The 18,279-nt window shown below is 62.1% G+C and carries 19 protein-coding genes; 17 read left to right on the forward strand and 2 right to left on the reverse strand.

Features of this window, described 5'->3' with window-relative positions; genetic code table 11:
• Window positions 1–9: 9 nt before the first annotated feature.
• From flgK to NXT3_RS03455, 12 genes are all read left to right on the forward strand, one after another.
• Window positions 10–1,440, forward strand: a complete 1,431-nt coding sequence (gene flgK, locus NXT3_RS03400; protein ID WP_097527268.1) for a flagellar hook-associated protein FlgK — start codon at window positions 10–12, stop codon at window positions 1,438–1,440.
• Between the two features lie 2 nt (window positions 1,441–1,442).
• The gene (locus tag NXT3_RS03405) at window positions 1,443–2,495 is read left to right on the forward strand and encodes a flagellar hook-associated family protein (protein WP_104838788.1); all 1,053 of its coding nucleotides are present in this window, start codon (window positions 1,443–1,445) and stop codon (window positions 2,493–2,495) included.
• Window positions 2,496–2,532: 37 nt separating this feature from the next.
• Window positions 2,533–2,880, forward strand: coding sequence for a flagellar biosynthesis regulator FlaF (flaF, locus tag NXT3_RS03410; protein WP_014327358.1), 348 nt, complete (start codon window positions 2,533–2,535; stop codon window positions 2,878–2,880).
• Window positions 2,877–3,326 (forward strand): flagellar biosynthesis repressor FlbT, encoded by a 450-nt coding sequence (gene flbT / locus NXT3_RS03415; RefSeq protein ID WP_012706881.1) that lies wholly within the window; start codon window positions 2,877–2,879, stop codon window positions 3,324–3,326. The genes flaF and flbT overlap by 4 nt, the downstream gene beginning before the upstream one ends.
• Complete coding sequence (gene flgD, locus NXT3_RS03420; protein WP_104838789.1) at window positions 3,317–3,757, forward strand: flagellar hook assembly protein FlgD; 441 nt, start codon at window positions 3,317–3,319, stop codon at window positions 3,755–3,757. The genes flbT and flgD overlap by 10 nt, the downstream gene beginning before the upstream one ends.
• A 157-nt stretch (window positions 3,758–3,914) precedes the next feature.
• Entirely contained in the window at window positions 3,915–4,181 is a 267-nt protein-coding gene (fliQ, locus tag NXT3_RS03425) for a flagellar biosynthesis protein FliQ (RefSeq protein WP_037423956.1), read from the forward strand.
• Window positions 4,182–4,342: 161 nt separating this feature from the next.
• Window positions 4,343–6,430 carry a flagellar biosynthesis protein FlhA gene (gene flhA, locus NXT3_RS03430; protein WP_104838790.1) on the forward strand — a complete coding sequence of 696 codons (2,088 nt, stop codon included), beginning with the start codon at window positions 4,343–4,345 and terminating at the stop codon, window positions 6,428–6,430.
• Entirely contained in the window at window positions 6,427–7,179 is a 753-nt protein-coding gene (gene fliR, locus NXT3_RS03435; protein WP_037423960.1) for a flagellar biosynthetic protein FliR, read from the forward strand. The genes flhA and fliR overlap by 4 nt, the downstream gene beginning before the upstream one ends.
• 6 nt (window positions 7,180–7,185) lie before the next feature.
• A complete protein-coding gene (locus NXT3_RS03440) occupies window positions 7,186–7,599 on the forward strand; it encodes a hypothetical protein (protein ID WP_037423963.1) in 414 nt (137 codons plus the stop codon).
• 100 nt (window positions 7,600–7,699) lie between these two features.
• Window positions 7,700–8,245, forward strand: coding sequence for a rod-binding protein (locus NXT3_RS03445; protein ID WP_037423965.1), 546 nt, complete (start codon window positions 7,700–7,702; stop codon window positions 8,243–8,245).
• Between the two features lie 68 nt (window positions 8,246–8,313).
• Window positions 8,314–8,682: a hypothetical protein gene (locus tag NXT3_RS03450; RefSeq protein WP_037423967.1), complete on the forward strand. Its 369-nt coding sequence runs from the start codon at window positions 8,314–8,316 to the stop codon at window positions 8,680–8,682.
• The gene (locus tag NXT3_RS03455; RefSeq protein WP_097527263.1) at window positions 8,682–9,248 is read left to right on the forward strand and encodes a hypothetical protein; all 567 of its coding nucleotides are present in this window, start codon (window positions 8,682–8,684) and stop codon (window positions 9,246–9,248) included. Before NXT3_RS03450 ends, NXT3_RS03455 begins: the two co-directional genes overlap by 1 nt.
• 7 nt (window positions 9,249–9,255) lie before the next feature.
• Here NXT3_RS03455 and NXT3_RS03460 read toward each other — a convergent pair whose 3' ends face one another.
• A complete protein-coding gene (locus NXT3_RS03460; RefSeq protein ID WP_104839925.1) occupies window positions 9,256–10,239 on the reverse strand; it encodes a glycosyltransferase in 984 nt (327 codons plus the stop codon).
• A gap of 354 nt (window positions 10,240–10,593) precedes the next feature.
• On the opposite strand from NXT3_RS03460, the gene folD reads away from it, so the two are divergent.
• Window positions 10,594–11,493 (forward strand): bifunctional methylenetetrahydrofolate dehydrogenase/methenyltetrahydrofolate cyclohydrolase FolD, encoded by a 900-nt coding sequence (gene folD, locus NXT3_RS03465; protein WP_097527262.1) that lies wholly within the window; start codon window positions 10,594–10,596, stop codon window positions 11,491–11,493.
• Window positions 11,494–11,508: 15 nt separating this feature from the next.
• On the opposite strand, the gene NXT3_RS03470 is transcribed toward folD, so the two are convergent.
• A complete protein-coding gene (locus tag NXT3_RS03470; RefSeq protein ID WP_097540086.1) occupies window positions 11,509–12,540 on the reverse strand; it encodes a substrate-binding domain-containing protein in 1,032 nt (343 codons plus the stop codon).
• A 297-nt stretch (window positions 12,541–12,837) separates the two neighbouring features.
• On the opposite strand from NXT3_RS03470, the gene NXT3_RS03475 reads away from it, so the two are divergent.
• The 4 genes from NXT3_RS03475 (at window position 12,838) to NXT3_RS03490 (ending at window position 18,279) form a co-directional block, all read left to right on the forward strand.
• On the forward strand, window positions 12,838–14,196 hold the full coding sequence (locus NXT3_RS03475; protein WP_104838791.1) for an ABC transporter substrate-binding protein: 1,359 nt from the start codon (window positions 12,838–12,840) through the stop codon (window positions 14,194–14,196).
• A gap of 241 nt (window positions 14,197–14,437) precedes the next feature.
• Window positions 14,438–15,445, forward strand: coding sequence for a carbohydrate ABC transporter permease (locus tag NXT3_RS03480; protein ID WP_097527259.1), 1,008 nt, complete (start codon window positions 14,438–14,440; stop codon window positions 15,443–15,445).
• Between the two features lies 1 nt (window position 15,446).
• On the forward strand, window positions 15,447–16,595 hold the full coding sequence (locus tag NXT3_RS03485) for a carbohydrate ABC transporter permease (RefSeq protein ID WP_104838792.1): 1,149 nt from the start codon (window positions 15,447–15,449) through the stop codon (window positions 16,593–16,595).
• A gap of 28 nt (window positions 16,596–16,623) precedes the next feature.
• Window positions 16,624–18,279: a beta-galactosidase BglA gene (locus NXT3_RS03490; protein ID WP_037423987.1), complete on the forward strand. Its 1,656-nt coding sequence runs from the start codon at window positions 16,624–16,626 to the stop codon at window positions 18,277–18,279.

Consider the following 18,279-nt stretch of genomic DNA (forward strand, 5'->3'; position numbering starts at 1 on the left):
GGTCCCAGCATGTCGTTGTCCTCGGCAATCGCAATTGCGCAATCAGCATTCAGCACCACGGCCTCGCAAACGGCCACGGTGTCGAAGAACGTCGCCAATGCGAGCAACGCGGATTACTCGCGCCGCATGGCCATGCTGGGAACCACGGCCGACGGCGCCCAGATCGTCTCCGTCTACCGGGCGCAGAACGAGGCTCTGCTCAAGCAGAATCTCACCAGCATCTCGCAATCCTCGGCGCAGAGCAGCCTGCTTTCCGGGCTCGAGCTGTTGAAATCGGCGCTCGGCGGCAACGACTACGAGACGGCGCCATCGACCTACCTTTCCACCTTCCGCAACAGCCTGCAGACCTTCGCCTCGACACCGGGCAACTCGACGATCGCCGCAACCGTCGTCGCGGACGCCTCGGACCTTGCCAATTCGATCACTAAGACGGCGACCGCGGTCCAGGACCTGCGTCTCGATACCGACAAGCAGATCGCCGAAGAGGTCGACAACCTGAATGCACTGCTCGCCAGTTTTGAAACGGCGAACAACGCCGTCAAGGAAGCGACGGCGGCGGGCACCGACGCCTCGGCCGCGCTCGACGACCGCGACAAGCTCCTGAAGCAGATCTCCGAGCTCGTCGGCATTTCGACCGTCACCAGGGCGGACAACGATACGGTCATCTATACCTCGGACGGAACGGTCCTCTTCGAGACGCAAGCCCGGCAGGTGACGTTCACGGCAACCTCGGCCTTCGATGCATCGACGACCGGAAACGCCATCTTCGTCGACGGGGCGTCGCTTTCAGCCGGCGCCGGCGCCGACACGACCGCAGAGGGAAAGCTCGCGAGCCTCTTGCAGCTCCGCGACGACATCGCGCCGACCTTCCAGTCGCAACTCGACGAGATGGCCCGCGGCCTGGTCAGCCTCTTCCAGGAGGACGGCGCCCCCGGCCTTTTCACCTGGGCGGACGGAACGGTTCCCGCCGACGGGACGATCGAGCCCGGCATCGCCGCGTCGCTGACTGTCAACGCCGCCGCGCAAACCGATCCGTTCCTGCTTCGCGACGGCGGATTCAACGGCCTCGTCTCCAACCCCGGCGGCGCCACGGATCCGAATTCCGGCTACACCGATCTCCTCGACGGCTTCATCACCGCCATGGACGGCGACATTGATTTCGACGCGGCGGCGGGGCTCGACAGCACCAGTTCGATCATGGAATTCGCCGCCTCGTCGATCGGCTGGTTCGAGCAGATCCGCAGCGCTGCCTCGACGGCCGACGACAACAAGACGGCTCTCCTGGCACGGACGGAGGAAGCGCTGGGCAACGTCACCGGCGTCAGCATCGATGAAGAGCTCTCGCTGCTGCTCGATCTCGAACAGTCCTACAAGGCATCTGCCAAGTTGATCAGTACCGTGGACGCCATGATGGCGTCCCTTCTGGAAGCCGTGAGGTAATCATGAAGACGTCCTTCGTTTCTAATCTGGCGGTGCAGAATGCCATGCGCCTGACCATTCAGCAGGGCCAGGAGGAACTGCTGAAGCTTCAGGAGGAGGTTTCGACCGGCCGGCATGCGGATGTCGGCCTCGAGCTCGGCTCCTCCACGGCGCGCTCCGTCAACCTGCAGCGCGAGCTTGCTCGGTTGGAAACCCTGGTCGATACCAACGCCGTCGTCACGCAGCGGCTGGCGTCCTCTCAGGAAGCCCTTGGAACGATGGCGGAGGCTGCCGAGCAGGTGCGCAATACGCTCGTCACCTTCAAGGGCAACGATTCCGTCGACCAATTGTCGGTCCAGAAGACCGAGATCGAAAGCGCCATGTCGCTTTTCACCGCCTCGGCGAACACGTCCTTCAACGGCGAGTTCCTGTTTGCCGGCATCAACACCGATGTGAAGCCTTTCGAAGACTATGCCGCAACCGGTTCGGCCGCGAAGACGACCTTCGACGATGCGCTCGCGACCTACATGTCGGGCAACGGCATCTCTTCCATGAGCGACTTCACTGAGGCGCAGATGGAAGACTTCATCACCAACACCCTCGAGCCACTCTATACCGACGACACGCAGTGGGCCACCGATTGGTCCGCGGCCTCGGGCCAGAACATGACGAGCCGCATCAGCACGTCCGAAGTCGTGCAGAGCTCGACCAGTGCGACGACGACCGGCTTCCGCATGTTCGCTCTTGCGAGTGTGATATCCTCGGAACTGATGGACGAGGATATCGGATCGGACGTCCGGGCCTATGTCGGCGAGGCGGCACTCGGCTATGTCGAGCAGGCGATCACCGGGATCACCGCCGAACGCAGCACGCTAGGCATTTCCGAAGCGCGCGTGGAAAAGGCGAACACCTCGCTCGAAGTTCAGATCAAGCTCATCAACACCCACATCACCGATCTCGAGGGGGTCGACACCTATGATGCGTCGACCCGGATGAACACGCTGCTGACGCAGATGGAGACGTCCTACACCCTCACCGGAAGGATCCAGCAGTTGAGTTTGATAGATTTCCTCTGATGACAAGAGGATAAGGACAAGCATGAAGGATGTCTGAATGTATCAGTTTGCATACGCCGAGATCATGGAGGAAGGCGTAGCCGTTTCCAAGGATCGCGAGTGGCAAGTCCTCAATCGCTCGATCGCGCTCCTGGAAGCGGCAAAGCAGCAGAAGGGATACTCAAAGGAAGCGATCGAGGCGATCTACTACACCCGACGCGTCTGGATACGCTTCATCGAGGACCTGCGCGCTCCGGATAACCAGCTCAACGACGAACTGCGTGCCAATCTGATCTCGATCGGGATCTGGATACTGAACGAGACGGAGAAGATCCGCAAACGCGACTCCTCCAACTTCCAGGGCATAATTGACATTACCACCATCATCAGGGATGGACTGAAATGAAGAGCACACTGCGTATCTCGCTGAAATCGGGCGAACGAATCTTTGTAAACGGCGCGGTGCTTCGCGTTGACCGCAAGGTCGCCGTGGAATTCCTCAACGACGTTACCTTCCTCCTGGAAAACCACGTCCTGCAGCCGGAAGACGCCACGACACCGTTGCGGCAGCTCTACTTCATCGCCCAGATGATCCTGATCAATCCGGAAGGCGCCGAGCAGTCGACCGCCATGTTCCGCAAGTCGATCGTCATGCTGCTCGCCTGCTTCAAGAACGAGGAAGTTCTGGCGGAGCTGAAGCGCATCGACGGCCTGGTCACCCAGGGCCGTGCCTTCGAAGCGCTGAAGGCGATCCGCGGTCTTTACCCGATTGAAGAGCGCATCCTGAACAATCAGGAAATCACGCCGGCCACGATCGACCAGATTCGCAAGGAGATCGCGCCATGGCGGTAAGCGGAGTATCCTCGAGCACCTCGACGACCTCGACGACGAGTTCAACTTCGACGAGCAGCACCGACGCGACTGACGCGACCCTGAACTATCAGAGCTTCCTGAAGCTGCTCATCGCGCAGATGCAGAACCAGGATCCGACCGATCCGATGGATGCGACCGAGCAGATATCGCAGCTGGCGACCTTCTCGCAGGTCGAGCAATCGATCAAGACGAACAGCAATCTCGAAAGCCTGCTGGCGAGCGAAAGTCTTACCCAGGCTTCGACCTACATCGGCAAGACGATCACCAGCAGTGACGGCAAGACGAGCGGGGTCGTCGCCGAGGTCGAGGTGACCTCCGACGGCGTGATCGCGATCACCACCGACGGCAAAGAGATCGCCATCGAGACCGGCATCACCGTATCGACGACCTCGTCCGGCTCGGGGACGTAATTCCTGCTCTTTAGAGCGGCGGCGGCGGACCACGCACACATAGTTGGCCCTGGCTTGACCGGCGCCGGTGATTGTTGAGAATCCTCTGAAGAATCACCCTCGAACCTAAGAGCTTCGCCGCTGCTCGTGCGCGCCGGCAGGATAGGACGAAACGCGAATGAATGAGGCGGACGCTCTCGATATCGTGCAGGCAGCGATCTGGACCGTGATCGTCGCCTCGGGTCCCGCCGTTCTGGCCGCCATGGTGGTCGGCGTTGTCATCGCTTTTATCCAGGCGCTGACCCAGGTTCAGGAAATGACGCTGACCTTCGTGCCGAAGATCCTGGCGGTGATGGTCACGGGGGCGATCTCGGCGCCGTTCGTCGGTGCACAGATCTCCATCTTCACCGACATCATCTTCTCACGAATCCAGTCGGGGTTCTGAGACTTTCGCCGCTTTATTCGGCGGGCGGAAAACTGCGCGTACCTTCCTCATCCCATCCCAATACCACCCTCGCGCAAGCTTGGGTCTCTAGATCTTCCGTCATAGTTTGGGGCAGCTACGCGCGGCGCGCTGCCCGCCTCTCATGACGAGACGGAAGAGACATGGCACAACAGGCGACCCTGACCATCCCGAAACTCGCACCGAAGAGCCGGGACATTGGCTTCGCGCTCGGGATCGTGATGATCCTGTCGATCCTGTTTCTGCCCATTCCGCCGGTTCTCATCGACTTCGGGCTGGCCTTCTCCATCGCCTTCTCGGTGCTGATCCTGATGGTGGCGCTGTGGATTCAGCGGCCGCTCGAATTCTCGTCCTTTCCGACGATCCTCCTGATCTCGACGATGACCCGCCTGGCGCTGAACATCGCCACGACACGCGTCATCCTCTCCCATGGCCACGAGGGGCATGGCGCCGCCGGCGGCGTCATCTCGGGCTTTGCCAGCCTCGTCATGTCCGGCGATTTCGTCATCGGTCTGATCGTCTTCCTCATCCTGATCACGGTGAACTTCATCGTCATCACCAAGGGTGCGACGCGTATCGCCGAAGTTGGCGCCCGCTTCACCCTCGATGCGATCCCCGGCAAGCAGATGTCGATCGACGCCGATCTGTCGGCCGGGCTGATCGACGAGAAGGAGGCGCAGCGCCGCCGCCGCGAGCTGGAGGAGGAGAGTTCCTTCTACGGTGCGATGGACGGTGCCTCGAAATTCGTCCGCGGCGATGCGATTGCCGGCCTGATCATCACGGCGATCAATGTCTTCGGCGGCATCATCATCGGCTATCTGCGCCACGACATGCCGATCGGCGAGGCGGCGGATGTCTTCGTCAAGCTTTCGGTCGGCGACGGCCTCGTTTCGCAGATCCCGGCGTTGATCGTCTCGCTCGCCGCCGGCCTTCTCGTGTCGCGCGGCGGCACCGCCGGCTCGACCGACCAGGCCGTCGTCGGTCAGTTGAGCGGCTACCCGCGGGCGCTGATGGTTGCGGCCGGCCTCATCGTCCTCCTCTCCGTGATGCCAGGCCTGCCCTTCGTGCCCTTCGCGGTACTCGGCGGCGGCATGGCCTTCCTGGGATGGGCTATCCCGAGGCAGATCGAAGCGGCCAATGCCGAGAAGCGCGCCCAGGAGGCAGAGAAGGCGCAGCAGACGAAGGACAGCGACAGGGATTCCGTCAAATCGGTGCTGAAAACGGCGGAGATCGAGCTCCTGCTCGGCAAGCAGGTCTCCACCCGACTGCTCGGCGCGCATCAGGAGCTCGCCTTCCGCGTCGGCAAGATGCGCCGCAAGTTCGCCCTGCAATACGGGCTCGTCGTCCCGGAGATCAAGGTTTCCGACGATATCTCCATTCCGGACAAGGCCTATCACATCCGCATCCACGGCACGACCGTCGCCTCCAACACCGTGCGCGTCGGCGAAGTGCTCGTCGTTACCGGCGGCGGCCGCCGCCCCAGCGTCCCCGGCGACGAGATCCGCGAGCCGGCCTTCGGCATGCCGGCGCTTTCCATACTGGAGACCTTCACGGAAGACCTGAAGCGCGAGGGCTTTCACCCGATCGACAACGTCTCGGTCGTGCTGACGCATTTGAGCGAAGTGATCCGCAACAACCTGCCGCAGCTTCTTTCCTACAAGGACGTGAAGGTGCTGATCGAGCGGCTCGATCCGGAATACCGCAAGCTCGCCGACGAGATCTGCACCTCGCACATGTCCTATTCCGGCCTGCAGGCGGTCCTCAAATTGCTGCTCGCCGAACGCGTTTCGATCCGCAACCTGCATCTCATTCTCGAAGCCGTGGCGGAGTTGGCGCCGCATGTCCGCAAGACCGAGCAGATCGTCGAACATGTCCGGGTGCGCATGTCGCAGCAGCTCTGCGGCGATCTTGCCGAAAACGGCGTGCTGCGCGTGCTCCGGCTCGGCAACAAGTGGGACATGGTCTTCCACCAGGCGCTGAAGCGCGACGCCAAGGGCGAGATCGTCGAGTTCGACATCGACCCGCGCCACCTGGAGGAGTTCAGCGAGCAGGCGACGAAGGTTATCCGTGAACATCTCGACCGGGGCGTGCCCTTCGTGCTGGTAAGTACGCCCGAATCCCGCTCATATGTGCGCATGATCATCGAACGCCTCTTCGCAACGCTGCCCGTGCTCTCCCATGTCGAGCTCGCCAAGGGGCTGGAAATCAAGATCATCGGCGCGCTTTCATGATCACCGATCCCGAGGGCACGGTGCTTGCGCTGTTTGCGGCATTCTGTCGGATCGGCGGCTGCATCATGATCATGCCGGGGTTTTCGACGGCGCGCGTTCCCATGCAGGTGCGGCTGTTCATCGCCGTCGCGCTCTCCATGGCCATCCTGCCGATCATGTGGACCGACATCTATCCTGCGGTCGCCGACAAGGGCCACAGCTACATCTATCTCATTGCGACCGAGAGCGTCATCGGCGCCGTCATAGGCCTCGTGGCACGCTACTACGTGCTCGGCCTGCAATTTGCCGGGACGGCCATCACCATGCTGATCGGCTTCAACCCGCCGCCGGCGACCGACGTGCTCGAAGAAACGGCGGAAAACCAGCTCACCAGCATGATCAGCTTCGCCGGCCTGATGCTTCTCTTCATGCTCGACTTTCACCACGTGATCTTCGAGGCCATCGCGCAGTCCTATCGTGCGATGCCGATCGGCATCGGCTTCGATCCGCAGGGCATGCTGATCACGCTTTCGAATTCGCTCGGGCAGACTTTCATGATCATGCTGCGCCTGGCGAGCCCCTTCGTGATTTACGGCCTGCTGTTCAACGTGGCGATCGGCATGGTCAACAAGCTTGCCCCGCAGGTTCCGGTCTATTTCATTTCCCAGCCCTATCTGATCATGGGCGGCCTGTTCCTGCTCTATCTCGGCGTGGCGGCGATGCTGCGCCTGTTTGCCGACGGCTTCGCGCCGGTGATGCAAGGTGGCTAGAAAACGATGAAATCACGGTCGGATAAACTGAAGCGCCTGGTCGCCGTGCAGCGGCACCTTGAGCGAATGGCCGAAAGCGAACTTGCCGAGACGGCCCGCCAGCGCGGCGTGCTGGCCGAAACGATCGATGTCGTCGTCGATGCCATGGGCTCGGCCCATCCCATGCACCGCGTCTTCTCGGGTCATTATGCCTCGCAGCTCGGCCGGCTGATGCAGAAGGACCAGATGCTGCTCGGCATGCAGCAGGTGCACGAGGCGCGCATGCTGAAGGAGCGTGCGAAGGGCGATCGGCTGGAAGAGAGCATGAAGGAGGCGCGCATGGCGGAAGACCGCCAGGCGGACGACAATCAGGTACTCGACCTCATCGATCAGCATGTCGCCGGTTACGCGCCAGCTTCCGGTAAGGTTGAGGGGCGATAGTGGGTTATCCGGGCGGGCCGTCGAAAAGGTCCTCCGGTTCGCACTGATTGCGCTGCCCCGTGTGACAAGACGCAGGGCCGCCGCCTCGAAAGGATCTGACATGGCTATTTCCCCGCCCAGCGATCTGGTGCTGGACGTCGTCCGCGCGGCCGATCCGGCGGAAGTGCAGGAGGCGCAGGCACGGCTCAAGTCCAATCGCGCCGCCTTTCAGGCCACTAGTCTTGCGGAAAACGGCAAGGGCTTCGCCGCTGCGGTTTCGGTGCTGAATTCCTCGGAAGGATCGACCGGCCTCGGCGACATCAGCAACCGCGTCGAACCGAAGAAGGTGCCGGAGACCTACCGCAAGTTCGAGGCGATGGTGCTGCAGAATTTCGTCAAGTCGATGCTGCCGAGCGAAAGCGAGAACGTCTTCGGCAAGGGCACGTCAGGCGAGGTCTGGAAAGGCATGATGGCGGAGCAGATTGCCAACGTGCTGGCTGACGGCGGCGGCATCGGCATAGCCGACCGGATGGTCGGCAGCGATCCGGCCGAACGCGCCAATGCGCGGCTTGACGACGATACGAGCAACCTCGCCGCCGGCATGATTCACGAATTCGAGCGCAATGCCGGGCTGCTGACCGCCGACGAGAAGAAGAACCAGGCATGATTTGGTCGGGACGGCTTGCGCCTTTGTAGGCTGCCTTCCCTGAAACGCATAATTCGGGAGTTGATTTTATGGAAGCTGTGGCATCCCACGATCTGCGGATACAGAACGTTCTCGGCCGGTTGGAGATGATCATCGACAACGAGAACAGCCGCATCGGCGTGGACCCGAAATTCGACATCAAGACGTCGAACGCGCACAAGAGCCGCTGCCTTTACGAGCTGACAATGTTGCATCGAGCCGCCGGGCCCGGCGAAATCTCGCCCTCCTTCGCTTCGCAGACGCGCCACCTCAGGCAGAAGCTGAAGCTTAACGCCCAGAAGGTCGAGGCGCATCTCGAAGCCGTGCGCTCGGTCGTCGATCTTCTGAAGACCGCCGCTCAGGACGCCGATGCCGATGGCATCTACACCGAAGCGCAATTCCGCTATAGCGATTTCTGATGCTGAAGCTTGTCCTCACCGGGGTTTGGGTCTGCGCCGTGACGCTCGGATCCGTCTATTTCTCGATGCAGTACGCCTCGGCGCCTGTTCTCTCGGACGCCGAGGCCGACAGGCGGGCATCGGAGGAATATGTTCCGGGAGAGATCATCACCGTCCCGGTGATCGAGGACGGCGCGGTCCAGGGCTACTTCCTGGCGAAATTGTCTTTTTCGGCAACGCGGGAGGGGATAAAGAAGCTCCACGCACCGCTCCGACAGATCGTGACCGACGAACTCTATGACATGCTCGTCGGCTCGCGGTTCGTCGATGTCGCCGACACCGGCAGCTTCGACCTGCCGAGCTTCAAGGTCGCCGTCAAGGACGGCCTCAACAAGAAGCTGGGTGGCGAGGTCATCACCGAAGTCCTGGTGGAACAGCTCGAATATCTCGGCAAGGACGACATGAACCGCGCCGCGAATGGCGAGGACAGGCCCTACAAAGAGCCCGTTGCCGTGGTCGACAGGAACGGCAAGGTCGCTGCCGACAAGATCCCCGAGGGAGCCGTGAAGGCGACGAGCGGCCATTGAGGCCCACTCATTTCGCTTCGCGGTATTGTTCGTCCGCAGGGCCGATCCTGGCCCTCAGTCGGCCGACCGCCAAATGGAAGGGATAAAGGCTTGCTATTGCAAGGCCCGTTTCCGACCATAGCTTGAGGCCGCGCGGCAGCGACACGGCGAGCAGTCCGATGGTTTTGCCGAGCGCTCGCAACCGCCCGGCAAGGGTCGCATCGCGCTGATGCTCGAGCAGCGTCGAAATCGCCCCCTGTTCGAGACTGCGGGCGCGGATCCAGGACGCGGTGGTGTGGTCTCGCGGAACTGCTTCCGCCACCCAGGCCTCTGCCGCCCAGGCAAAAGAGAACCCCTTCGCCCTGCATCGATTGAAGAAATCCCCGTCGCCGACGCCGGCGAAATTGAGGGCCGGGTTCAGAAACGGCCGCGGCATGGCATCGAGCACCGCTCGCGTGATGAGGACATTGCCGGCGGAATAAAGCCTCGGCACCGGCCCGGTGGCATCGTAGTGGGGCGAAAAGATGGGATGATGCTTCCATTTCTGCCCATCCGGATTCTCGAAGACCGGTAGCTGCGGGCCGCCGACGATGTCCGCCGCGTGGCCCTCCTGAACGGCGACAAGGCCATCGAGCCATTCGGGAGCAGCAACCGCATCGTCGTAGATCACCGCTATCGCGCGCAGGTTCTGATAGTGGTCGAGGGCTGCCGCCCAACCGGCATTGCATGCATGGCTGTGGCCCTGCCGATGGGCGACGATCACGGTCGAATCCGACCGGTGTTCGAGAAAAAAGCGCTTTGCCGCTTCGGCGCCGGTGAGACCGTCCGGGTCGTTTTCAACCACCACGGTCGCGTAAGGAACGTCGGGCCTTTGGGAGACGATGGTCTTCAACGTCTTGACGAGATGGTCCGGGCGGCGAAATGTCGGGACTACGACGACGAGTTCGATATCCGCCGTATTCTCCCTTTCGCTCTGGAAGTGGATCGAAATATCCTCACCGGTCGGCGACATCGACAAAACCCGCGCAGCTAAAGGCAAGCAATAAAACAAATCTTCGAACGTGAATCGGAATGGGAGTGTATCACGTTAACGGCCGGAGCGTGACTGGCGGGCATGATCCTGACGGAGCCTGACGATCGCTCGCGGTTGGGTCCAATGGGCTGCTGCCATGCGACCGAACTCTCAAGCGCCCGTCGCCTGAACGCCCGGCCTTGCAACCGTGCAAGGAAATGCGCCGAATGGCGTTGCGGTTCCTCCAAGCCCTTGCATTTATGCGTTTGGGACAGCATAGGGCGCTTGCAGGCAATTGCGCAAAGCGACGCCAGCTAGAGTGTGGCGCGTCGAGGACAAACCGGGAGATACGCCGTGACGACTGTGATTGATGGCAAGGCCGTTGCCGCTTCGGTCATCGAAACCGTGAAATCCGCTACCAAGACGCTGGAGACGGAGGCAGGCGTCCGGGCCGGCCTCGCGGTGGTCATCGTCGGCGACGATCCGGCGAGCCATGCCTATGTGTCGGCGAAAAGCCGGATGGCGAAGGAATGCGGTTTCCTCTCCGTCCAGCACACGCTGCCCGAGGAGACCTCGCAGGAGGAGCTGGCGGCGCTCGTCACCGAGCTCAATGCCGATCCGTCGATCCACGGCATCCTCGTCCAACTGCCTCTGCCGAAACATCTTCAATCGGAGCCGATCATCCAGTCGATCCTCCCCGAGAAGGATGTCGACGGTCTGCATGTCGTCAATGCCGGCAAGGTCGCGACGGGCGATCTCGAGGGCGGGCTGGTTTCATGCACTCCGGCCGGCGCCATGGTCTTCGTGCGCCGCACCCATGGTGAAGACCTCTCCGGGCTGAACGCCGTCGTCATCGGCCGCTCCAATCTCTTCGGCAAGCCCATGTCGGCGCTGCTGCTCGCCGCCCATGCGACGGTGACGACCGCACATTCGCGCACCAAGGATCTTCCGGCCGTGTGCCGCAACGCCGATATTCTCGTGGCGGCGGTCGGCCGGCCGGAAATGGTCAAGGCCGATTGGGTGAAGCCCGGGGCGCTGGTCATCGATGTCGGCATCAACCGTGTCCCGGCGCCGGAGCGCGGCGAGGGCAAGACGAAGCTCGTCGGCGACGTCGCCTTCGAGGAATGCGCCAAGGTCGCAAGCGTCATCACGCCGGTTCCGGGTGGCGTCGGGCCGATGACGATCGCCATGCTGATGGCGAACACGATCATCGCCGCCTACCGCAGGGCCGGTCGCAAGCCGCCGAAGTTCTGACGACGAAGTCCGTCTCTACCGGCCCGGGGCGGGTCCGGTCGAAGCGCGCACGATCAGCTCGGCGCGCCAGAGTTCCTGTTCCGGATAGTCGCCGCGGCCGATGATCCCGCCGATCAGCCGAGTCGCGATGCGCGCGCCGGCAGCCCTCAGTGATGAGCGGGTGGTCGTCAGCGGCACGCTGAAGTTCTCCGGCTTCAGCATCGGCAGGACGTCGTCATGGGCGATGACCGAGATGTCGCTGCCGATGGCGAGCCCCGCCCGGTTGATCGCCCGCACTGCGCCGAGCGCCAGCACCGTACTGGAGCAAAGGACCGCCGTCGGCGGGTTGGGCCGTTCAAGAAAGTGCTGCATGCTTCGATAGCCGTATTCGTCGGCCATCACCGAATGATGGACGAGTTCTTCGTCGAGGCCGAGGCCCCATTCGGTAAGCGCCCGCGTCACCCCCTTTTTCCGGCGGATGGAAAAGGCGAGATAGTCCGGCCCGTTGATCAGCGCGATCCGGTGGTGGCCGAGTTGCAGAAGAAGCTTGGTGGCGTCGTAGAAGGCCTGGGTATTGTCGATGTCGAGAAACGGGTAATCGCGCGGCCCCCCGATCGACCGGCCGTGAACGACGAAGGGAATGGAGAGCGCCTTCAGCATGGGAATGCGCGGATCGTTGGGGCGCATATAGGCGAGGAAGACCGCGTCGACATTGCCGCTTGCCGCCAGCCGCCGGAACGTTGCCTCCTCGTCGTCCGGTGCGCTCGGATTGAGGACGAAATGAAAATCGTGCTTCACCGACTCCTCTGCGAGGCCGGCGAGGAACTCGCCGAAATGGATGTCCGAATCGATGCCCGCCGCGATCGGCATGACGAGCCCGATCGAATAGGCCTTGCCGGTTGCCAGCCGCTGGGCGGCACGATTCGGCCGGTAGCCGGTCTCCCGCACCGCCTGCAGCACCCTTTGCCGCGTTTCCGCATTAACTTCCGGATAGCCGTTGAGTGCGCGACTGACGGTCGTCTGTGAGAGGCCGAGGATCTCCGCCAGCTGCTTCAGATTCACTGCCATGGCCGGTTTCCTCTCAAAGCGCTTTGGATATTCGCTTTATTTTTTGCCCTTTCGGCAAGCGCTAACTTGTCCTGATACCATCCGGCCCGCCTATGAAAAAGCTCGAAACCTTGATTTTGCGCCGCAAAACCGTGCCGCAGGGCAAAATGTTGCAATGCAGCGCGCAGCCGGATGAAAGCTCTTGACTCTTTCCTGGCGGCAATGGAGTGTTGGCAAACTCAAAGCGCTTTGAATAACGTGTCTTTGACGATCCACCCGTGGCGCAGCGCCCGGGTTTCTTTTTGGGGAGGACCGAACGTGAAGAGATCATTGCTGATTGGCGTCGCTGCGCTCGCTTTGCTTGCAGGGGCTGCCAGCGCTGCCGACCTGAAGTTCAAGCCGGGCGAGGATTCGAAGTTCAATTGGGGAAGCTTCGAGGAGTTCAAGAAGGGGCACGACCTGAAAGGCCAGACGCTGACGATCTTCGGTCCCTGGCGCGGCGAGGACGAGGCTCTGTTCAAGAGCGTCTTTGCCTATTTCGTCGAAGCGACGGGCGTCGAGGTCAAGTATTCCTCTTCCGAAAACTACGAACAGCAGATCGTCATCGACACCCAGGCCGGCAGCCCACCCGATGTGGCGATCCTACCCCAGCCAGGCCTGATTGCCGACCTTGCCGCCAAGGGCCTTCTGACGCCGCTCGGCGACGAAACCAAGCAATGGCTGCTCGACAACTACGCCGCCGGTCAGTCCTGGGTGGATCTCTCCACCTATAACGGCAAGGACGGCACCGCGGCGCTCTATGCCTTCCCCTACAAGATCGACGTCAAGTCGCTCGTCTGGTACGTCCCGGAAAACTTCGAGGACGCCGGCTACGAAGTGCCGAAGACCATGGAAGATCTGAAGGCTCTGACCGAGAAGATCGCGGCCGACGGCGAGAAGCCCTGGTGCATCGGTCTCGGATCGGGCGGCGCCACCGGCTGGCCGGCGACGGACTGGGTCGAGGACCTGATGCTGCGCACGCAGTCGCCCGAAGTCTATGACAAGTGGGTCAAAAACGAAATTCCCTTCACCGACCCGGCAGTGATCAACGCGATCGATGAATTCGGCTGGTTTGCGCGAAACGACAAGTTCGTCGACGGCGGCGCGGCGGCGGTCGCCTCCACTGACTTCCGCGATAGCCCGAAGGGTCTCTTTGCCTCGCCGCCGAAGTGCTATCTGCACCACCAGGCCTCTTTCATTCCCTCCTTCTTCCCGGAAGGTACGGTGGTTGGCGAGGATGCCGACTTCTTCTACATGCCGCCCTATGAAAGCAAGAAGGAGCTTGGCAATCCGGTGCTCGGCGCCGGCACGCTTGCGATGATCACCAAGGATACGCCGGCCGCGCGCGCGTTCATCGAGTTCCTGAAGACGCCGATCGCGCATGAGGTCTGGATGGCCCAGACGAGCTTCCTGACGCCCTATAAGAGCGTCAATGTCGACGTCTACGGCAACCCGCCGCTGAAGAAGCAGGGCGAGATCCTGCTCAACGCCACGACCTTCCGCTTCGACGGTTCGGACCTGATGCCCGGCAAGATCGGCGCCGGCGCGCTCTGGACCGGCATGGTCGACTATGTCGGCGGCAAGCCCTCGGCCGACGTCGCGGCTGGTGTCCAGAAGGCCTGGGACGCTATCAAGTAGTCTCCAGGGCGGCGGACCAATGCCTCGTCCGCCGCCTTTCCTCTTCGGATCAGCCTGCCTGCTGCATTTTTAAATCGCAGCCGATTTAAGCATGCAGTAACTCAAAGGTTACGGCGGCCTTTGCGCGTCTGATGAGACGCGCGCCGCTGTAGGCGGGTATCCCAATAAAAAGCGGAAGCCGCCATCGTGCAATGCGCCTGGAGCGACCGGTTCCGGAAGCGTTTGAGGGGAGGGATGTGTCATGCAGCTTGTCGCTGCGATTGTGACGATGATAGCCGGTGTCCTGGCCTGTGCGGTCTATTTCTGGGCCACCAATTTCATTCTCGATTGGATTTTCCCTTCGAAGGGGCTGTCAGGCGCTGCCGCCTCCCGCAATTTGCGGATCACTAACGCGATCCGGCCGTGGCTGTTCCTGGCGCCGGCCCTGTTCGCGCTGACGATCTATCTCATCTATCCGGTGGTCCAATCCGTTTGGTTGAGCTTCCACGACAGGGGCGGCCAGAATTTCGTCGGCGCGCGCAACTACAGCTGGATGATCAATGACGGTGAATTCCGCCAGTCGATCTTCAACAATTTCCTCTGGCTGCTAGTCGTGCCGGCGCTCTCGACCTTCTTCGGCCTGATCATCGCCGCGCTGACCGACCGCATCTGGTGGGGCAACATCGCCAAGACGCTGATCTTCATGCCGATGGCGATCTCCTTCGTCGGCGCCGCCGTCATCTGGAAATTCATCTACGACTACCGGGCTGCCGGCTCCGAGCAGATCGGGCTCCTGAACGCCATCGTCGTTGCTTTCGGCGGTGAGCCGCAGGCCTGGATCACGCTTCCATTCTGGAACAATTTCTTCCTGATGGTCATCCTCATCTGGATACAGACCGGTTTCGCCATGGTCATCCTCTCGGCGGCGCTGCGCGGCATTCCGGAGGAGACGATCGAGGCGGCGGTTATCGACGGCGCCAACGGCTGGCAGATCTTCTTCAAGATCATGGTGCCGCAGATCTGGGGGACGATCGCGGTCGTCTGGACCACCATCACCATCCTTGTCCTGAAGGTCTTCGACATCGTGCTCGCAATGACCAATGGTCAATGGCAGAGCCAGGTGCTTGCCAACCTAATGTTCGACTGGATGTTCCGCGGCGGCGGCGACTTCGGCCGCGGCGCGTCGATCGCGGTGGTCATCATGATCCTCGTCATTCCGATCATGATCTGGAACATCCGCAACGCGACCAAGGAATCGGGAGGTCACTGAGATGAACCCGTCGACGCGTTCTCCGCTCACCTGGGCCGTTCATCTTTCGGTCCTGCTCCTCGTCCTCCTCTGGACCATGCCGACTGCCGGCCTGCTGATCTCCTCTCTACGCGACAAGGACCAACTCGCCGTCTCCGGCTGGTGGACGGCGCTCGCCACCTCATCGCGCAACGCCGTGGCGCGTGCCCCTTCGGCCGACAACCAGGTCGAGCGGGACGGCAAGTTCGTGATCTCCGGAAATCTGCTTGAAGGTCAGGGTGGCGGCCAGATTTCCGCCTTCGGTTTTTCCAGCCGCGAGCCGGCGAAGTTCAAACCCGGCGAGACGGCAGAGCTCAATGACGGCGAGCGGCTGACCGTGCAGACGGACGGCGGCTTCGAAATCGTCTCGGATACGAAGATGGAAGGATCGCGCGGCCAGCGCATCTTCTATACCGCCTCGACACCGCCTCGCTTCACGATCGACAACTATATCGAGGTGCTGAGTGCGGCCGGCATCGGCACGTCGTTCCTCAACTCGCTGACCGTCGCGATACCGTCGACGGTGATCCCGATCCTGATCGCCGCCTTTGCGGCCTATGCGCTGGCCTGGATGCCTTTCCCGGGCCGCGCCGTCCTGCTCGCCGTCGTCGTCGGTCTGCTCGTCGTGCCGCTGCAGATGTCGCTCATTCCGCTTTTGCAGCTCTATAACGGCGTCGGCGCCTTCTTCGGCGTGCCGGCCAAGACCTATATGGGCATCTGGCTCGCCCATACCGGCTTCGGCCTGCCGCTGGCGATCTATCTTCTGCGCAACTACATGGCCGGCCTGCCGCGCGAGATCATGGAATCGGCGCGCGTCGACGGCGCCAGCGATTTCGACATCTTCGTCAAGATCATCCTGCCCTTGTCGTTCCCGGCGCTCGCCTCTTTCGCCATCTTCCAGTTCCTCTGGACCTGGAACGACCTCCTCGTCGCCATCGTCTTTCTCGGCGCCGGCGAGGATTCGCTGGTGCTGACCGGGCGCCTGGTCAATCTCCTCGGTTCCCGCGGCGGCAATTGGGAAATCCTCACCGCTTCCGCCTTCATCACCATCGTCGTACCGCTGATCGTCTTCTTCGCCCTGCAACGCTACCTCGTGCGTGGCCTGCTGGCGGGATCGGTCAAGGGCGGCTGACATTTCAAGACAGGGACTTCAAATTCGCATGGACAAGACCGAAACGACCGGCGCAATCCTGACGGCCGACAAGGACTGGTGGCGCGGCGCGGTGATCTACCAGATCTACCCGCGCTCCTTCCAGGACACCAACGGCGACGGCATCGGCGACCTGAAGGGCATCACCGCCCGCCTACCGCATGTCGCGGCGCTCGGCGCCGATGCCATCTGGATCTCGCCGTTCTTCACCTCGCCGATGCGCGATTTCGGTTACGATGTCTCGAACTACACGGATGTCGATCCGATCTTCGGCACGCTCAAGGATTTCGATGCACTGATTGCGGAAGCCCATAGGCTCGACCTCCGCGTGATGATCGATCTCGTCCTGTCGCACACGTCCGACCAGCACCCCTGGTTCGTCGAGAGCCGCTCCAGCCGCAGCAATGCCAAGGCTGACTGGTATGTCTGGGCTGACTCCAAGCCGGATGGCACGCCGCCGAACAATTGGCTGTCGATCTTCGGCGGCTCCGCCTGGGCCTGGGACCCGACCCGGCTGCAATATTACCTGCACAATTTCCTGACCTCGCAGCCGGACCTCAACCTGCACAATCCGCATGTGCAGGATGCGCTTCTCGCCGTCGAGCGCTTCTGGCTGGAGCGCGGCGTCGACGGCTTCCGCCTCGACACCATCAATTTTTATTTCCACGACCGAGAGCTGCGGGACAACCCGGCGCTGGCGCCGGAGCGCCGCAACGCCTCGACCGCGCCTGCCGTCAATCCCTACAACTATCAGGAACATATCTACGACAAGAACAGACCGGAGAATCTGGACTTTCTGAAGCGCTTCCGTGCGGTGATGGAGGAATTCCCGGCGATCGCCGCCGTCGGCGAGGTCGGCGACAGCCAGCGCGGTCTTGAAATCGCCGGTGAATACACCTCGGGCGGCGACAAGGTGCAGATGTGCTATGCCTTCGAGTTCCTGGCGCCGGATCCGCTGACCCCGGAACGCGTTGCCGAGGTGTTGCGCGATTTCGAGAAGGTCGCGCCGGAGGGCTGGGCCTGCTGGGCCTTCGCCAACCACGATGTCGTCCGCCACGTCAGCCGCTGGGGTTCCGGCGTTGCCGACCACGCCGGTCATGCCAAGCTGCTCGCCAGCCTGCTGATGTCGCTGCGTGGTTCGGTCTGCATCTATCAGGGCGAGGAACTGGCGCTGCCGGAAGCGGAGCTCGCCTATGAGGACCTCCAGGACCCTTACGGCATCCAGTTCTGGCCCGATTTCAAGGGCCGCGACGGCTGCCGGACGCCGATGGTGTGGGAGAGCCTGCCGGACGGCGGCTTCAGCAGCGCGAAGCCCTGGCTGCCGATTCCCGAGGCCCACCTGCCGCAGGCGGTCGCCATCCAGGAGGGCGACCCGGCTTCGGTGCTCGAGCACTATCGCCGTTTTCTCCATTTCAGGAAGGCCCATCCGGCCTTCGCCAAGGGAGATATCGAATTCGTCGAGACGCGGGCACCGCTTCTCGGCTTCATCCGGACCCACGGCAATGAAAAGCTCTTCTGCCTGTTCAATATGGGCGACGAGCCTGCGGCCGCGGAATCGCCAAGCGACGGGATCGAGCCGCTCGACGGTCACGGCTTCATCTCTGATATAAGGGACAACAAGATCAGTCTTCCGGCCTGGGGCGCGTTCTTCGCGCGCCTGGCCTAG

The organism is Sinorhizobium fredii, assembly GCF_002944405.1.
GTDB lineage: Bacteria > Pseudomonadota > Alphaproteobacteria > Rhizobiales > Rhizobiaceae > Sinorhizobium > Sinorhizobium fredii_C.